Source organism: Rhizobium aethiopicum, from assembly GCF_014197535.1.
Taxonomy (GTDB): Bacteria; Pseudomonadota; Alphaproteobacteria; order Rhizobiales; family Rhizobiaceae; genus Rhizobium; species Rhizobium aethiopicum_A.
In genome coordinates, this window is record NZ_JACIFV010000008.1 from 133,326 (window position 1) to 148,650 (window position 15,325).

Genomic DNA, 15,325 nt, shown 5'->3' on the forward strand with positions numbered 1-15,325 from the left:
CCCCTCACTGCGGAGCTGTCGCCTTTTGCGGAATAGCCTCAGCCGCCGATTGCTGAGAGGGATCGGCGGGACGGCCATAGAGCGTGTAGGCGGCGCCTGCCAGAATACCCAGGACGAGAAGAGCGAGGACGTACAACATCATTCCGCGGATAGCCGTTTTCGGTGTTCTGTCCATCAGGGACCTCCAACATAACTCACGGGTCAAAGTCGATACGGGCGCTTTTGGTTCCGAGAATGAAGGTCTGGGGCCGCCGTCGGCATCTGCGCGGAAGGCGACGCAGATCACCAATCTTGATTCTGATCAGCGCTTGGAAATCCTTCCAATCCGAGAGAAGATCATCCCGCTCTAACCTTGGGGGATCTCATGGAAAATCACGAGCCGTTTCTGCGCGAGGCGATTGCGCTCTCGAAATCCGCGGTGGCAAACGGTGACGAACCGTTTGGCTCGGTCCTGGTCAAGGACGGCGCAGTCCTCCTGCGCGCCGAAAACAGCGTCTTCACCGGCCACGATATGACAAACCACGCCGAGATGAACCTGGTCAAACTGGCGGCGCGGCACCACGACCCTGCTTTTCTCGCCGACTGCACGCTCTATACCAGCACTGAACCCTGCGCGATGTGCTCCGGGGCGATCTACTGGTCGGGGATCGGGCGAATGGTGTTTGCGTGCTCCGAAACGCGGCTTGGCGAGATTGCCGGGATCGGGTTGAACGTGCCCAGCCGGGCGGTGTTGCAGACCGGCGCGCGTGCCGTCACAGTTGTTGGCCCGACGAACCTCGAAGAGGAAGCCGCCGAAGTGCACCAGGAATTCTGGCCGAAGCATCTGAGCAAGGTTTAGGCGCGGGGGCCTTTGATCAGAGCCATAGGATGACGGCGGCTGCGACGCAGATGGCCGAGAAGAAGACTGTGGGCGCGCCGTTCCTAGAGCGTGGCGATGCGCAGCCAGCCCTTGGGCTTTGCGAAGGCTCGCGCAGCAAAACAAACACTCGTCGCAGCTTCCTTTGGAAGCCCTCGCCTGGGGGTTCGTGGGCTCGATACGCGAACCCAGCGAAAAACGGGAGCGACGGAAGATCACCGTCAAATCGAAATCCAGCCCGCCATAGTGCCGCCATAGAATTCGACCCAATCATGATTGTATAACAGGCGGATGCGACGAATGAGATTGCTGGTTCTCCTTGCTGCGGCCCTATTTCTGATAGCGGCACATGCCCAAGCCCAAGTTTACGCGCCGTATGACGGATATGGTGAATACGACGGCTATGGCTATGATGACCCTTACAGCCCCTATCCCCCTCCTCCCGACTACGAGCTAGAACCTGACTATGGGGAACCCCTTCAAGAACCTCGGGAGCCATCGACGCGAATTGGAAGAGGAACCATCGTCATCGCCACGCGTGAGCACACCCTTATCTACACGACGTCAGCGGGTGAGCAGTTTGCCTACCCCATCGCCGTCGGCCGCGAAGGCAAACAATGGTACGGGACAACGCGGGTCGTGTCGAAACGACTGCATCCCGAATGGCGGCCAACAGCCAGCATGCGCCAGAAGAACCCAAGGCTCCCGGAAGTAGTGAAGCCCGGGCCCGCAAATCCGCTTGGCACCCGGGCGATCTACCTTGCCGACGGACTTCTCCGCATCCACGGCACCAACGACCCCTCCTCCATCGGCACCAACGCATCAAGCGGATGCTTCCGGATGTACCGCGAGGACGTCGAGGAGCTTTACGATATGGTCCAGCCGGGAACCCGCGTGATCGTCCAGCGGTGATTGGGTCGGGTGCGTCGCAGCCCTAGAGGTTTCTCGCCAGCCGAGGGCGAACATTTCAGAACGAGCCGTTCGGACCATGGCGGCCGCCAAAGATTGATCAAAGCTATCAGCGGAGATGAGCTAGATGGGAAATGCGTCCAACTCGGTCACCAGGACCGATGACTTGCGCCATCGCTTCGCAGCACGTCAGGGACCGACCGATTTTATTCATAGTCGTATTCCGTCTTTTTGACGCGTATCCATAAAGAGTCTTGAGGTATTTCCTTCGTATTCAAATCAATCCAAAAATCAGAAACCAATTCTTCATTCGAGAACCTGAACATGTCAGACATTTTACCAATCTTGTGCCATCGGAAATGAGGAGAACTCCTCGCTACGGCGCGAATTGCCTCAATATCGCAGGGGCCCTTGGGTAATCTTTGCTGCAAGCGCTTGCTGTAGCCGGAAATATCTGCCTTCTCGCGTGACATCACTGCATCTATCGTTGCGATGACGTCTGCCATTTCGTTGTAGCACCTGCCGGGCTCAACTGTTTGGGCCGAGGCGGTCTGCATCGCCAAGCTCATGTAAAATGCGATCAGGTATTTCGGAACATTGAACATGCATGATCCCCCAACGCTGGCGAACTATGAGCAATTGACCTGCGGTCCGCAACGGCTCGAAAGCTGAGCAATTTGATGGAAAGGCACCTTCTTTTGGAGAGGGCGATTGAACCCGCCAAAGGCGGGCAGACTAAAGACCCGCGCACTATCTCACCCGGAGAATTTTTTGACGCTGACGAAACATCAGGTGGGCTGTATTTCGCCGGAATAGCGATTGCCCGAAGTCAGTCAGCATCGTGCTGCAGCGGTGATGTAACTGGGATTTGGGATGCCCGTTGCATTTTGACCTCGTAGCGATTCCAGAGCGCCAGAAACAGGGTCGTCGCTATGAAGAAGGCCAGCGCTGCCAGATGGATCTTACCGATGCGGCGCGCGAAATAGGACTTGGCCTTGGCCTCGACAGCCTGGGCCATGGCTCTGTTCCGCCTGTCGCCTTCGAGGAGATGCCGGACTATGCGTCCATGTGACCGATCCTGCGCGCGGGACCGGTCATCGTCCTTCGGCTCTGCATTCAACCCATGACGCAGGGCGCTAAAGATCAGGATTGCCAGCAACACCCAGAGCATCAGGAAGGACAGGCCAAAAAAGCGTTCGCTGAGGGTGGTCATATCCATCGCAGTCTCCGGGCTACAGAGCAATGATCGCCCCTGCCATCAAAGAGGAACCGACACATGATTTCAACCTCAGGGCGCAACTTTCGCTTCGGGCAAGATGATTCGGTGGGAAGATCCGTGAGGCTCTATTCTGCGTACCGACGAAGGGCCATGCCTACAAACAGCATAGCCATGAATATGAGAAACATGGTGCCAAAGAAGACGCGAAAGAAGTTGGCGAGGGGTGAAAATTTGACCCTGGAAAGCTGCTTAACAGGCACTCCGCGTGGTTTCGTCACTACCAATCCCAGATAACCAAATAATGAGAAAACCAAAAACATGGCCATATACGGATCCATCCAGTCGGGGACCCTGATGCGGGTAAGAGTGAACGCGAATGCTTGATTAGCCGAAAGCAACGTCAAAGAGGCAAATAAGCAAGCTGATTTTACGTGATTACAAACACTCATGAATCCCCCATAATCACGACCACTCCCCATAGCTGCAGGTTGTGGGAATGCACGCAGATGTCAAGATCGCCCAATAGGCGCACCGCCAAGGCGGAATTTACTTCTTTTGGTGTATGGGTACGGCTCCGTGCTCGCCTGCCGGAAAACTCTTGCGCGGCTGGGCCAGAGACGGACCCACACGCGTGGTGTTCGGGACCGAGCATAAACACGGCCTTGTCGGCAGGCGACAGTAGTGCCGAGAATAGCGTTTGGTTCCAAGCGGCAGGTGAACCATCATAAACGGTGATCGCCCGCGTGGGCTCACCGTCGCCCGATGGAGACTGCCGGACTTTGCGCGGGCTGTGAGCTGAACGTCGGCACCGCGAAACTTTGAAGCCGCTCTTGTCGGCCATCTGCTCCGCATCGCCGGGGGTAAACCGGGCCTCATGAACATCCTTGCCGGAAAACCCGATATCGGCGGCGGTGGGTTCAAGGGGTCTGCACGGCAGGGGCGCTGTGAGAAAACCGGGGCAGTCACCGATTCACCAGTCGTCGCCGGGGCAAGCATAATTGCCGCCTCTGAGAGATTTGGTGGGATACACGTCTGTGTGTCACAATGGCTGGTACGCGACCTCGATAACCCATTGTGCTTGCTCAACCAACGAGTCAACCAGACTTTCGCCATCGGCATTGAGCGGAATATCGAGATGTATCCAGATGTGGCCGCCGCACTCAGTTAATTGCTGCGACAAGCCAGACGCGACAAGACGTTCGCGGATAACCGAGAACTTGGGCGTAAGACGGTGGAACCGCAGCCAAATAGGCGTCGTGTACCCCGCAAAAGGATCGCGGACCCCCACGCTGAAGCAGGGCTGCTCGGCGCCAAGCGGTAGGCAGACATATCGACGCTGGTAGTCGTCGCGATCCTTGCCCATCGGGAGGACTCGGCTCTGCTGCGCCAAGCGGCGGGTAACCCGATCCACGAGATTGACGAATACCTCTTTCCGCTCGCGCCAAGCGAGCAGTTCAGAGACACTCCTCAGTGGCTCTATGTCGTGGCCCGCAAGGACCCTGTACATGGCCTCAAATTGGGCGAGGTCACCACGGAACGGGTCCGAGCGAACGTCTCTCAGAGTAACCAAAACCCCCTCCCAATCGATCACCGCAACGGTCAAGTCGGACGTTGCATTGTGCTGCCAAGGACCATCCCCGGTAAGAGGGGACGCATTCGGCACCGACGCTTTCATCGCAGCAACGCGGTATTGAGGGACCAGCACCAGCAACATTCCACTATGAGGGCTTTCTTGAAGGTCGCCAAGGTACGAACTGAGTTGGCCCTCGCCAAACGCCGCGCCCAATTTCGCCTCTATCTTGACCACGAGCTTTCCGTCAGCCGTGCAGCCCTCCAAGTCGGGGCGGGCACCGTCTTTCTGTCGAGCCTCAGCTCGCCAAGTCAAGTCGGAGTTGATAGTTCGGCCCACCGTCTTGGAGATATGGTCCCCAAAGCTCTTGCGCGCATCCGGATTTTGAAGAAGGTAGGCGAGCCCCTGCGTGCACAGCAACTCTCCCTGTTTGGAGAGCGAGCTGAATTGGGCGAGGTGGGTCATGAGCAGTCGCATGATTAGCCTCTTGAACTTCGGGACCAAAGACGAGACCCAATGGATAGCATTGATGACTTCAAGAAATTCATCGGCACGCGCCACTGGCGTTACGCGAAAACCATGCCGCAGTGGCCGCACGAATACTCGGTACGACAATTCGATGATCCGCCGGAGGACCAGGCCCTGTTTGAGGAAGCCGTCTCATTCATCCGCACGCAGGGCGAACGAAGGTGGTTTGAGCCAACTAGTAGAAGCTCTGTCTACCTTGACATCGACGGCCGACAGTATTGGACCATGGGCGCTCCGGTTAAGGAAACAACTATCATAAACCGAGCGTGGCTGGATTGGACAAAGCGCCCTGTTCGGCGCGAGTCAGGTTTGTGATCCTCCCGATTCGACTTTTACAAGATAGCAGCAGCCTCGAGACCCGACACTCGGCTATTTGCAATCATCACATACGAAATCAGGGAGGTCATACATGGAACACTCGGAGTTTCAGATCGGTCTGGAGTTCTGGTGCGGGAAAAGTCGGTGGAGGTGTACCGACGTCGGCACGCGCACAGTTGTCGCGATTGGCATCCACCCGGTTGAAATGACGACCGTCCAGGCTGATGGCAGGAAGGAGCACGAATCGCTTACTTATGAGCAGGCAGATGCGATGGGCTGGTTTGATGGCCCCCCGTATCGGTTGGCCGAGATAGTTTTCGACGAAGACGATCTCGAAGTCTGCTCGCTTGAGGGGGAGGACCTATGAATCAGGCGCTTAAAGCCGGATTGATAGATTGCTGCCGTGGAATCAAGGCCGAGTAAATCTGCGCAGAGTTGCAGTTGGCCCAAGGTGACTTCTTCCGTTGCCTCCGACTAATCGACATCGTCGCCTCATATACGCGGATGATAAATGCCATGAAACTCGCTCTTATAAACGTGGTAGCTCGCGACGCCGCCTTTGAAGATTTCAATCGCTTGATAAGCGGAGCTTTGCGGGAGACGCGGAAGGCGAGTCGCGAGCCAGCCGGTAAATCCGCCTTCGTCGTGCCGATGCTTGAAAAGCTCCTGGGCTGCGGCAAAAAGGCGTTCCAAGCGCAACGAGCGATGCAGATCGGAAGATGGCGTTCTTTTCGAGTGCGCGGGCCACAACTCCGGCGAAACCGGGATCCACGGGAGCGCTCGCTCCGCATTCGAAACACTATATGCGGTTGTTTTTTTGTTTTTGGTGAGAGCGTCGGGGTTCGAACCCGAGACCTACTGATTAAAAGTCAGTTGCTCTACCGGCTGAGCTACGCTCTCCCTCTCCGCGGGTGTGAGGCACCCCGGCTGGAAGTGGGCGGAACATAGGCAGGTGACCCATTGCGGTCAACCGAAAAATTCGGCTTTTGCGAAGGTAGGACACATTTCTCTGGCGCACAAAGCCAGATTTGTCGCCCACGCAAAAAGGTGATTGGCAATCCCGGGCCTGCGAGGCTAGGAACAGGGCGCAGATTGCAGCCGGAGAGAATGCGTGTCGATTGCCGATATTTCCCTGTGGAGCGCGTTGTTGGCAGGGGCGCTTTCCTTTCTTTCGCCCTGCGTGCTCCCCCTCGTCCCGCCCTATCTCTGCTATATGGCCGGCATATCGGTCGAGCAGTTCCGCGGCGGCGGCGCGGTGGCGGTCGCCCCCGATATCAGGCGCGGCGTGCTGTTTTCGGCGCTGCTCTTCACGCTCGGCTTTGCCACCGTCTTCGTGGCGCTCGGCGCCGGTGCGTCGAGCATCGGCATGGCGCTTCGCCAGCATCTCGATCTGCTCTCCAAGATCGGCGGGCTTGTTATCATCGTCATGGGGCTGAATTTCCTCGGCCTGTTCCGAATCGGTCTGCTCGCCCGCGAGGCGCGCTTCCAGGGCGGCGGCAAGCCGGCGACGCTGACCGGCGCCTATGTCATGGGCCTTGCCTTCGCCTTCGGCTGGACGCCCTGCATCGGGCCGGTGCTCGGCGCCATCCTCGGCGTCGCCGCCGCGCGCGAGACGGTCGGATCCGGCGCCGGGCTGCTCGCCATCTATTCGCTCGGCCTTGCCATCCCTTTCTGGATCGCCGCCGGCTTTTCCGGCGCCTTCATGCGCTTCCTGTCGCGCTTCCGCCGCCATCTCGGCACGGTGGAAAAGGTGATGGGCGTCTTCCTCATCCTGACCGGCCTCGCCTTCCTGTTCGGCTGGGTCAGCGATGTGGCGATCTGGTTCCAGCAGACCTTTCCGATCCTGATGCAAATCGGCTAGAAGAGATTCTTCCCCGCCGACCATCCCGCGAAAACCGGACTTTCCCTTGGCCGACATCATCAGCCTGCTGCTGCCGTTCTTCGGCCTGATCCTGATCGGTTATGCCGCCGGCAAGGCGACGAAGCAGCCGGCCGAAGCGCTCGGCTGGCTGAATACCTTCATCATTTACGCCGCCCTGCCCGCGCTATTCTTCAAGCTCGTCTCGCGCACGCCGATTGAAGAGCTGACGCCGGTCGATTTCATCGTCACGGATATCGCCGCGACCTATGCGGTCTTCATCCTGCTCTTTGTCATCGGCCGTTTCGTGCGCGGCAATCCGCTTGATGAATGCACCATCCAGTCCTTTGCCGGCGCCTATGGCAATATCGGCTATATGGGGCCGGGGCTGGCGCTGCTGGCGCTCGGCGAAGGCGCCGCCGTGCCGGTGGCGCTGATCATCTGCTTCGAGAACGCGCTGCATTTCATCGTGGCGCCGGCGCTGATGGCGGCAGCCGGGGACGACAAGCGCTCGCCGGGCCAGCTTGCCGCCGATATCGCCCGCAAGGTGGCGCTGCATCCCTTCATCCTGTCGACGACGGCAGGCTTTGCCGTCGCCGCCTTGCACATCGATCAACCGCTGGCGTTCCAGCGCCTCGTCGACTACCTTGCCCAGGCCGCCGCACCCTGCGCGCTCTTCGCGATGGGCGTGACGCTGGCGCTGCGGCCGCTGAAGCGGATTCCGGCCGAGATTTTCTATATCGTGCCGGCGAAACTGATCCTGCACCCGATCGCGGTTTTCATCGCGCTGACTGTTATCGGCGGTTTCGAGCCGGTCTGGATCCAGGCGGCCGTGCTGCTGGCCTGCCTGCCGACGGCGACCAATGTCTTCGTCATCGGCCAGCAATATGGCGTCTGGCAGGAACGCGCATCGGCGACGATCCTGATCACCACGGTGCTTTCGGTGGCGAGCGTTTCGCTCTGGCTGATTGCGATCCGCTCAGGCCTTCTTCCGCTTCAGCTTTTCCCTTAAGCTATCGGGAATATCGCGGAAGCCCCGGCCGGGTTCGATGCCCTCGCGCATGACGAGGTTGCGCAGCGGCGGAATGGCCGAGAGGATGTGCAGGCCGGCAGCGCGCAGCATCTGCACGGGGAGGAAATCCGAGAGCAGCGAGCGGTTGAGCAGATCGACGCTCGCCGTGCGCGTCATAATGTCGGCGCGGCGGCGGCGGTCGAAGCTTTCGCCGGCATCGGCTGGCAGCGGCAGTTCCGCCCTGTCGCAGAGAATGTCGGTGAGCACCATGATATCGCGCAGGCTGAGATTCAGCCCCTGCGCCCCGATCGGCGGGAAGACATGGGCCGCCTCGCCGATCAGCGCGATGCGCCCCTTGCCGAATCGATGAGCCATCATGCCGGAGAGCGGCCAGACCTGGACGCCTTCCTCCACATCGACCTTGCCGAGCATGGATTGCATCTGCGCCTCGACGAGAGAGCCCAGTTCGGCCAGCGGCAGTTCCATGCGGGCGGTCGCCTCGGCGGGATCCTGCACCCAGACAAGGCTGGAGCGGCTACCTGGCAGCGGCACCTGGGTGAAGGGGCCGTGTTTGGTGTGGAATTCGCTGGAGATATTCTGGTGCGGCAGCGAATGGGCGAAATTCAGCACCATGGCCGATTGCGGATAGGACCAGTTGCGCACGCCGATACCTGCCGCCTCGCGCAGCTTCGAGCCACGGCCGTCGGCGCCGACGGCAAAATCGGCCGAGAGCGTTTCACCGCCGACAAGCGTGATCGACACTCTCTCGGGCGAGATCACGATCGATTCGGCCATATCGGTGAAGCGGGTGATATTGCCCTCGCCGGCGGTGGCCGCTTCGAGGATCTCGGTCAGCGCCTTGTTGGGAAAATTGTAGCCAAAGGCATCGAGCCCGACCTCGGCAGCGCGGAAGGTGGTGGTGGGCGCCCGCAGCAGCCGGTCCGTGCCATCGATGATGCGCATGCTGGTGAGGGGTGCTGCCGCCGAGCGCAGCTTTTCCCAGAGCGTCAGGCGATCGAGGAGGCGGATCGACTGATCCATCAGCGCCGTGGTGCGCCGGTCCTCCTTTGCGGCAATGGGAGCCACCAGCGCCACGCTGCGGCCGCCGCGGCCAAGCGCAATGGCGGCGATCATGCCGGCGAGGCCGCCACCGATCACCGCGATTTCGAATGTCTTCATGCTATATTCCGCCATCGTAAAGAGGCGGACCGGCGGCTTATGCGGCCGGCTTCGCCTGACGGCGCCAACTATAGCCCTTGCCGGCTTCGGCGTCACGCACCGCCGGCTGATAATGATGGGGAATGGCGGGCAGACGGTTTTCGGCGAGCCGCTTTAGCGCCGTGGCGTTGGTCACGGAAAAGCTGTCGATGCCGACGCGCAGCATCAGCGGGATCTGGTCGATCAGCACGTCGCCGACGGCGCGCAGCTCATTGGCATAACCGAGGCGCTGGCGCAGCAGCGAGGCATGGCTGAAGGCGCGGCCGTCGTTGAAGGCGGGAAAGGCGACCGCCACGATTGCAAGGCGATCGAGGTAGGGCTCGAGCCGGCGCACGTCGTCGGCCGGCTTGATCAGCACGCCGAGGCCGACATCGTTGCTTTGATCGGCCCTGGCGATCAGCTCGTCGAGGCTGAGCAGCGGCTTCTGTGCGCCTGTTGCCTTCACCTCGTCGGTTTCAACAACCCAGAGATCGTTGTCGACAAAACCGGTTTCTCTCCAGATCTTCGTCATCATCCCCTCCTTAAGCCGCTTCGGCGGCCGAGCCGTAGAGCGCATCCTTGAAAGGCTGCGGCCCGACGCGGCGATAGGCGGCGAGGAAGGTTTCGGACGGATCGAGCCGCAGGCCGAGATAGGTGTCGACGATCGTCTCGATCGCGTCCGTCACCCGGTCCGGCTCGAAGCCGCGGCCGATGATCTCGCCGATCGAGGTATGTTCGTCGCCGGAACCGCCAAGCGTGATCTGGTAGAGTTCGGCGCCCTTCTTCTCGACACCGAGCAGGCCGATATGGCCGACATGGTGGTGGCCGCAGGCATTGATGCAGCCGGAGATCTTGATCTTCAGCTCGCCGATCTCGGCCTGCCGTTCGGGACTGCCGAAGCGGCGGGAGATTTCCTGCGCGACCGGAATGGAGCGCGCATTGGCGAGCGCGCAATAATCCAGCCCCGGACAGGCGATGATATCGGTGATCAGGCCGGCATTGGCTTCGGCCAGATTGATGGCGACGAGGCCGCGATAGACCGCTTCGAGATCGGCCAGCGCCACATGCGGCAGAATCAGGTTCTGCTCATGGCTGACGCGGATTTCGTCGAAGGCATATTCTTCGGCCAGATCGGCGACGGCCTCCATCTGCGCATCGGTGGCGTCGCCCGGAATGCCGCCGATCGGCTTCAGCGAGATCGTCACCATGCCGTAATCGGGGTTCTTGTGCGGCTGCACATTCTGCTGCACCCAGCGGGCGAAAGCCGGATCGGCCTTCTTCCAGCGGGCGAGGTTTTCCCAGCCCTCGGCGCGCTCTGGCAGATCAGGCAGCGCGAAATAAGCGGCGATCGCCTCGACATCCTGATCCGGCAGCTTGAGCTCGCTATCCTTCAGGGCGGCGAATTCGGCCTCCACCTGACGCGCCAGCTCCTCGGCGCCGGTCTCATGCACCAGGATCTTGATGCGGGCCTTGTACTTGTTGTCGCGCCGGCCGTGCAGATTGTACACGCGTACGATCGCCGTCGTGTAGGAGAGCAGGTCTTCCTCGGGCAAGAAGTCGCGGATCAGCTTGGCGATCATCGGCGTGCGGCCCTGGCCACCGCCGACATAGACGGCAAAGCCGATTTCGCCCTTGTCGTTCTTCTTCAGGTGCAGGCCGATATCATGGACCTGGATGGCGGCGCGGTCGCGCTCGGCGCCGGTCACGGCAATCTTGAACTTGCGCGGCAGGAAGGAGAATTCCGGGTGGACGGACGACCACTGGCGCAGGATTTCCGCATAGGGACGCGGGTCGGCGATCTCATCCGCGGCCGCACCGGCGAAGTGGTCGGCGGTGACGTTTCTGATGCAGTTGCCCGAAGTCTGCAGCGCGTGCATCTCGACGCTCGCCAGATCGGCCAGCGCATCGGGAATGTCCGACAGTTTCGGCCAGTTGAACTGCAGGTTCTGGCGCGTGGTGAAGTGGCCGTAACCACGGTCATAGGTGCGGGCGATATGGGCGAGCATGCGCAGCTGGCGCGCACTCAGCGTGCCATAGGGAATGGCGATGCGCAGCATATAGGCATGAAGCTGCAGGTAGACGCCGTTCATCAGGCGCAGCGGCTTGAACGCATCCTCGGCAAGCTCGCCGGAAAGGCGGCGCTGAACCTGGTCGCGGAACTGCTCGACGCGCTCGCTGACAAAGGCATGATCAAATTCGTCGTAACGGTACATCGTCTTCCTCAGACTGCAATGAATTCGGGATCGGCAGGAGCGTAGCCCGGCGCATATTCCATGGTCGGCCCTTGCGCGCGGATGCGCTCGCGAAGGCGAAGCGGCCAGAGAATGCCGTTGGTTTCCTGGACGTCGACGACGGCGACGTCAACGACCTCGTTGTCGGCATAGGACTTTTTGCCAATGGTTTCCAGGGCTTCGACGGCTTCGTTGTGACGCGCGACAAGCGCCTCCTGCAGCGAGGTCGACCACTTCCCGTTGGCATCCAGCCAGACGGCAATGCCGTCCGTCAGCCGGTTGGCCGTCAGAACCTTGTCACCCATATTCAGCTCCTTGCAAGTTCCTCGAGCCGGGCGTTCGCACGCACCAGCGGCTCGGACAGTTCGAAATTGGCGCCGGCGACCGCATCGCCGATAATGACCATAACCGGCCCGGTCAGCTCGTCGCGGTGCTGCAGATCGGGCAGGTCGGCGAGCGTGCCATGCAGCAGACGCCGCTCGGCGCGGCTGGCATTTTCGATGACGGCGACCGTGGTCTCGGCGGGAATGCCGGCCTGCATCAGCCGCTCGGCGACCGAGGCGGCAACGGTGCGGCCCATGTAAACGGCGATCGTCGCGCCGGAGACGGCAAGGCTTGCCCAGTCGGGCAGCACGTCGCCAGTGAGATCGTGGCCGGTGGTGAAGACGAGCGAGGAGGCGACGCCGCGCAACGTCAGCGGCAGCTCGAAATCGGCGGCGGCAGCGAAGGCCGAGGTAATGCCGGGCACGACCTCATAGGTGACGCCGGCGGCGCGCAACGCGGCCATCTCTTCCCCTGCCCGGCCATAGACCAGCGGATCGCCTGACTTGAGCCGGACGACGCGCTTGCCCTGGCGGCCGAGCTCGACGAGCAGTTCGTTGATCTCTTCCTGCGACTTCGAATGGCAGCCCTTGCGCTTGCCGACGGAAAGCCGCTCGGCATCGCGGCGACCCATGTCGACGATCGCCTGCGGCACCAGCGCGTCGTAGACGATGACATCGGCTTCCATCATCACGCGCTGGGCGCGCAACGTAAGCAGATCTTCAGCCCCCGGACCGGCGCCGACAAGCCAGACATGGCCGGCGATCTTGTCCATCGAAGTGAGCAGCCGGTCGGCGGCGTGGCGGGCCTGTGGCAGATTGCCGTTGGCGACCGCATCGGCAACGGGGCCGCAGAAGAAGCGGCGCCAGAAGACCCGGCGGGAAACGCCGCGGGGCACCAGCTGATCGACCGATTTGCGATAGCGCGTCGCCAGCGTGGCCAGACGCCCGAGCGAGGGGGAAAGAAGCTGATCGATCTGGGCGCGGATCATCTGCGCCAGAACCGGCCCCGCGCCTTCGGTGCCGATCGCAACGGCGACCGGGGCACGGTTGACGAGCGCCGGCGTGAAGAAATCGCAATAATCGGGCTGATCGACGGCATTGGCCGGAATTCTGGCAGCGCGGGCGGCGTCGACGATCCGGCGATCTTCGGCTTCGTCACCTGTGGCGGCAAAGACAAGGACTGCGCCCTCGACCTGACCGGACGAAAAGCCGGTGCGCACCGTCTCGATGCGGTTGGCGATCAGGAAGGCATGATAATCGGCTTCCGGCCGCTCGGCATAGGCGACGATCCGCGCCCGCGTGTTCAAGAGCAGCCGCACCTTGGCGAAAGCCTCGTCGCCATTGCCGAAGACAGCCGTCTTCTGGCCTTCCACGCGAAAGAAGGCTGGAAATACCGAAAGCTGCTCGGTCTTGGGAGACATTATCAATCCACTTCGAAGTTGCCAGAATATGCCCGTGATCGACAAGCGATTGAAGGAACAGAAATTCGAAAGCCCCGGCAAGCGCGTATTCTTTTGCTCGCCTCATCGGCGATTTGAGAAAAGTCAACCGTGCTGACGACAACCACCTGTTCCCACTCTCTTTGTTGCGGTGCAGTGTAAAGCCTGTGACAAACGACGTCCACCGGCGTTTGCCGCATTTCGCTCGTGCCGCCAAGACGATAGACTGGAAAAAAACCGGAGACACCAATGGCTGACAAGACCATCGCCGCCCGCCTGCTTTCGGTCATCGAAGAGGATATCCTGCCGCTGACCGAACGCGGCGTCTCCTTGGGCAACAAGGTGTTCGGCGCGGCGATCCTGCGCAAATCCGATCTGTCGCTCGTTGTCGCCGAGACCAATAACGAGCTCGACAATCCGCTCTGGCATGGTGAGGTGCATACGCTGAAGCGCTTCTACGAGCTTGGCGACAAACCGGCGACCAAGGATCTGATCTTCCTGTCGACGCACGAACCCTGCACCATGTGCATGTCGGCGATCACCTGGGCGGGCTTCGACAATTTCTACTATTTCTTCAGCCATGAGGATTCCCGCGACGCCTTCGCCATTCCGCACGACCTGAAGATCCTGAGGGAGGTCTTCGGACTTGAACCCGGCGGCTATCGCAGGCAAAACGCCTTCTGGAACAGCTTTGCCATCGCCGATCTGGTCGAGACCGAAGAGGCTTCCCTGAGGACCGCGCTGAAGGCGCAGACTGCCCGCATTAGGGCGCGCTACGACGCGCTGTCGGCCACCTACCAGTCGTCGAAGAGCGCCAACGACATTCCGCTGAACTGAGGCACCATGGAACCTTCCAAAGACATTTCACGGCTGATCGAGATCATGGCGGCGCTGCGCCATCCCGAAACCGGCTGCCCGTGGGACATCGAGCAGAATTTCCAGACGATCAAGCCCTACACGATCGAAGAAGCCTATGAAGTCTCCGACGCGATCGAGCGCGGCGATATGGACGATCTCTGCGATGAACTGGGCGACCTGCTGCTGCAGGTGGTCTTCCATGCCCGCATGGCCGAGGAAGCCGGCGAATTCTCCTTCGGCGACGTGGTCAACGCCATCACCACCAAGATGATCCGCCGCCACCCGCATGTCTTCGCCCGCTCGGACGCCGACACACCCGACGCGGTGAAGATCCAGTGGGACGAAATCAAGCAGGCGGAAAAACGCGAGCGCGCCGAGCGCCGGGCAAGGCGCGGGATCACCGAGGATTTCAAGGGCGGCTTCCTTGGCTCGGTGCAGCGCAGCTTTCCGGCTTTGACCGAGGCGCTGAAGCTGCAGGAACGCGCCGCCAAGGTCGGCTTCGACTGGTCGGCGCCCGAGCCGATCCTCGACAAGATCGAGGAAGAGATCGGCGAATTGCGGGCCGCACTTCGGGACGGAGACCGCGCCAAGGTCAGCGACGAACTCGGCGATTTGATCTTCGCGGTCGTCAATATCGGCCGGCATGTTAAGGCTGATCCGGAGCAGGCGCTGCGTGGAACGAACACGAAATTCCGGCGTCGCTTCAATCACATAGAACATGTTCTTGAAGCAGAAGGCGAGACGCTTGAGGATGCGACGCTGGAGCGGATGGAGGAGATCTGGCAGGCGGCCAAGGCGATCGAGCGGGCGGTGACGGCAGCCCCACCCTCCGTCATGCTCGGCCTTGAGCCGAGCATCCACACCGCATCCACCAGCGCCGGTGGCATGGATCCTCGGCTCAAGGCCGAGGATGACGGAGACTGAGGTTGGCTTCTGGCCAAATCAGCCGGCCGAAAGAGCCAGAGCGTTGCCACATCCCCTTCTCCCCAGCGGGGAGAAGGTGGCCC

General features: G+C 60.9%; 16 protein-coding genes, 1 tRNA gene and 1 pseudogene. 8 read left to right on the forward strand and 10 right to left on the reverse strand.

The window, feature by feature from the left end; genetic code table 11:
* Positions 1 to 4 precede the first annotated feature (4 nt).
* Positions 5 to 175, reverse strand: a complete 171-nt coding sequence (locus GGD53_RS13825; RefSeq protein WP_184456846.1) for a hypothetical protein — start codon at positions 173 to 175, stop codon at positions 5 to 7.
* 189 nt (positions 176 to 364) lie between these two features.
* Between GGD53_RS13825 and GGD53_RS13830 the strand changes: the two genes are divergently transcribed.
* Positions 365 to 838, forward strand: coding sequence for a nucleoside deaminase (locus GGD53_RS13830; protein ID WP_184456848.1), 474 nt, complete (start codon positions 365 to 367; stop codon positions 836 to 838).
* 318 nt (positions 839 to 1,156) lie between these two features.
* On the forward strand, positions 1,157 to 1,768 hold the full coding sequence (locus GGD53_RS13835; protein ID WP_184456849.1) for a L,D-transpeptidase: 612 nt from the start codon (positions 1,157 to 1,159) through the stop codon (positions 1,766 to 1,768).
* A gap of 203 nt (positions 1,769 to 1,971) precedes the next feature.
* Here GGD53_RS13835 and GGD53_RS13840 read toward each other — a convergent pair whose 3' ends face one another.
* The 3 genes from GGD53_RS13840 to GGD53_RS13850 all read right to left on the reverse strand — a co-directional run bounded on the left by GGD53_RS13840 (position 1,972) and on the right by GGD53_RS13850 (position 5,031).
* Positions 1,972 to 2,370, reverse strand: a complete 399-nt coding sequence (locus tag GGD53_RS13840; protein WP_184456851.1) for a hypothetical protein — start codon at positions 2,368 to 2,370, stop codon at positions 1,972 to 1,974.
* 224 nt (positions 2,371 to 2,594) lie between these two features.
* Positions 2,595 to 2,984, reverse strand: coding sequence for a hypothetical protein (locus GGD53_RS13845; RefSeq protein WP_184456853.1), 390 nt, complete (start codon positions 2,982 to 2,984; stop codon positions 2,595 to 2,597).
* 1,039 nt (positions 2,985 to 4,023) lie between these two features.
* Entirely contained in the window at positions 4,024 to 5,031 is a 1,008-nt protein-coding gene (locus GGD53_RS13850; RefSeq protein WP_246717770.1) for a PD-(D/E)XK nuclease family protein, read from the reverse strand.
* A 39-nt stretch (positions 5,032 to 5,070) separates the two neighbouring features.
* Here GGD53_RS13850 and GGD53_RS13855 point away from each other — a divergent pair, with 39 nt between their 5' ends.
* Together GGD53_RS13855 and GGD53_RS13860 are read left to right on the forward strand one after the other, a co-directional pair.
* Positions 5,071 to 5,397: a hypothetical protein gene (locus GGD53_RS13855; RefSeq protein WP_184456857.1), complete on the forward strand. Its 327-nt coding sequence runs from the start codon at positions 5,071 to 5,073 to the stop codon at positions 5,395 to 5,397.
* A gap of 94 nt (positions 5,398 to 5,491) precedes the next feature.
* Entirely contained in the window at positions 5,492 to 5,767 is a 276-nt protein-coding gene (locus tag GGD53_RS13860; protein ID WP_184456859.1) for a hypothetical protein, read from the forward strand.
* 457 nt (positions 5,768 to 6,224) lie between these two features.
* On the opposite strand, the gene GGD53_RS13865 is transcribed toward GGD53_RS13860, so the two are convergent.
* Positions 6,225 to 6,300 (reverse strand) — tRNA-Lys (locus tag GGD53_RS13865).
* A 211-nt stretch (positions 6,301 to 6,511) separates the two neighbouring features.
* On the opposite strand from GGD53_RS13865, the gene GGD53_RS13870 reads away from it, so the two are divergent.
* Both GGD53_RS13870 and GGD53_RS13875 read left to right on the forward strand, forming a co-directional pair.
* Positions 6,512 to 7,261: a cytochrome c biogenesis protein CcdA gene (locus tag GGD53_RS13870; RefSeq protein WP_184456861.1), complete on the forward strand. Its 750-nt coding sequence runs from the start codon at positions 6,512 to 6,514 to the stop codon at positions 7,259 to 7,261.
* Positions 7,262 to 7,307: 46 nt separating this feature from the next.
* The gene (locus tag GGD53_RS13875) at positions 7,308 to 8,270 is read left to right on the forward strand and encodes an AEC family transporter (protein ID WP_184456862.1); all 963 of its coding nucleotides are present in this window, start codon (positions 7,308 to 7,310) and stop codon (positions 8,268 to 8,270) included.
* On the opposite strand, the gene GGD53_RS13880 is transcribed toward GGD53_RS13875, so the two are convergent.
* The 5 genes from GGD53_RS13880 to cysG are packed head-to-tail and all read right to left on the reverse strand — an operon-like array spanning position 8,238 to position 13,442.
* On the reverse strand, positions 8,238 to 9,449 hold the full coding sequence (locus tag GGD53_RS13880; protein WP_184456864.1) for a UbiH/UbiF family hydroxylase: 1,212 nt from the start codon (positions 9,447 to 9,449) through the stop codon (positions 8,238 to 8,240). The two genes, GGD53_RS13875 and GGD53_RS13880, sit on opposite strands and share 33 nt — an antisense overlap.
* Before the next feature lie 37 nt (positions 9,450 to 9,486).
* Positions 9,487 to 9,999, reverse strand: a complete 513-nt coding sequence (locus GGD53_RS13885; RefSeq protein ID WP_184456866.1) for a DUF934 domain-containing protein — start codon at positions 9,997 to 9,999, stop codon at positions 9,487 to 9,489.
* 10 nt (positions 10,000 to 10,009) lie between these two features.
* Positions 10,010 to 11,680 (reverse strand): nitrite/sulfite reductase, encoded by a 1,671-nt coding sequence (locus GGD53_RS13890; RefSeq protein ID WP_184456868.1) that lies wholly within the window; start codon positions 11,678 to 11,680, stop codon positions 10,010 to 10,012.
* A gap of 8 nt (positions 11,681 to 11,688) precedes the next feature.
* Positions 11,689 to 12,003: a DUF2849 domain-containing protein gene (locus tag GGD53_RS13895; RefSeq protein WP_184456870.1), complete on the reverse strand. Its 315-nt coding sequence runs from the start codon at positions 12,001 to 12,003 to the stop codon at positions 11,689 to 11,691.
* A 2-nt stretch (positions 12,004 to 12,005) separates the two neighbouring features.
* Positions 12,006 to 13,442: a siroheme synthase CysG gene (gene cysG / locus GGD53_RS13900; RefSeq protein WP_184456872.1), complete on the reverse strand. Its 1,437-nt coding sequence runs from the start codon at positions 13,440 to 13,442 to the stop codon at positions 12,006 to 12,008.
* 267 nt (positions 13,443 to 13,709) lie between these two features.
* Between cysG and GGD53_RS13905 the strand changes: the two genes are divergently transcribed.
* The gene (locus tag GGD53_RS13905; protein WP_184456874.1) at positions 13,710 to 14,297 is read left to right on the forward strand and encodes a nucleoside deaminase; all 588 of its coding nucleotides are present in this window, start codon (positions 13,710 to 13,712) and stop codon (positions 14,295 to 14,297) included.
* 6 nt (positions 14,298 to 14,303) lie between these two features.
* Positions 14,304 to 15,137, forward strand: a pseudogene (gene mazG, locus GGD53_RS13910) (nucleoside triphosphate pyrophosphohydrolase); the annotation flags it as partial.
* Between the last annotated feature and the right edge of the window lie 188 nt (positions 15,138 to 15,325).

What these genes read in the sequence shown, in the direction of transcription:
- GGD53_RS13880 (WP_184456864.1), bottom strand. Translation starts at nt 9,449, where the DNA reads ATGAAGACATTCGAAATCGCGGTGATCGGTGGCGGCCTCGCCGGCATG.
- GGD53_RS13905 (WP_184456874.1), top strand. Translation starts at nt 13,710, where the DNA reads ATGGCTGACAAGACCATCGCCGCCCGCCTGCTTTCGGTCATCGAAGAG.
- GGD53_RS13890 (WP_184456868.1), bottom strand. Translation starts at nt 11,680, where the DNA reads ATGTACCGTTACGACGAATTTGATCATGCCTTTGTCAGCGAGCGCGTC.
- GGD53_RS13835 (WP_184456849.1), top strand. Translation starts at nt 1,157, where the DNA reads ATGAGATTGCTGGTTCTCCTTGCTGCGGCCCTATTTCTGATAGCGGCA.
- GGD53_RS13840 (WP_184456851.1), bottom strand. Translation starts at nt 2,370, where the DNA reads ATGTTCAATGTTCCGAAATACCTGATCGCATTTTACATGAGCTTGGCG.
- GGD53_RS13825 (WP_184456846.1), bottom strand. Translation starts at nt 175, where the DNA reads ATGGACAGAACACCGAAAACGGCTATCCGCGGAATGATGTTGTACGTC.
- GGD53_RS13860 (WP_184456859.1), top strand. Translation starts at nt 5,492, where the DNA reads ATGGAACACTCGGAGTTTCAGATCGGTCTGGAGTTCTGGTGCGGGAAA.
- GGD53_RS13830 (WP_184456848.1), top strand. Translation starts at nt 365, where the DNA reads ATGGAAAATCACGAGCCGTTTCTGCGCGAGGCGATTGCGCTCTCGAAA.
- GGD53_RS13885 (WP_184456866.1), bottom strand. Translation starts at nt 9,999, where the DNA reads ATGACGAAGATCTGGAGAGAAACCGGTTTTGTCGACAACGATCTCTGG.
- GGD53_RS13895 (WP_184456870.1), bottom strand. Translation starts at nt 12,003, where the DNA reads ATGGGTGACAAGGTTCTGACGGCCAACCGGCTGACGGACGGCATTGCC.
- GGD53_RS13855 (WP_184456857.1), top strand. Translation starts at nt 5,071, where the DNA reads ATGGATAGCATTGATGACTTCAAGAAATTCATCGGCACGCGCCACTGG.
- GGD53_RS13845 (WP_184456853.1), bottom strand. Translation starts at nt 2,984, where the DNA reads ATGGATATGACCACCCTCAGCGAACGCTTTTTTGGCCTGTCCTTCCTG.
- cysG (WP_184456872.1), bottom strand. Translation starts at nt 13,442, where the DNA reads ATGTCTCCCAAGACCGAGCAGCTTTCGGTATTTCCAGCCTTCTTTCGC.
- GGD53_RS13850 (WP_246717770.1), bottom strand. Translation starts at nt 5,031, where the DNA reads ATGCGACTGCTCATGACCCACCTCGCCCAATTCAGCTCGCTCTCCAAA.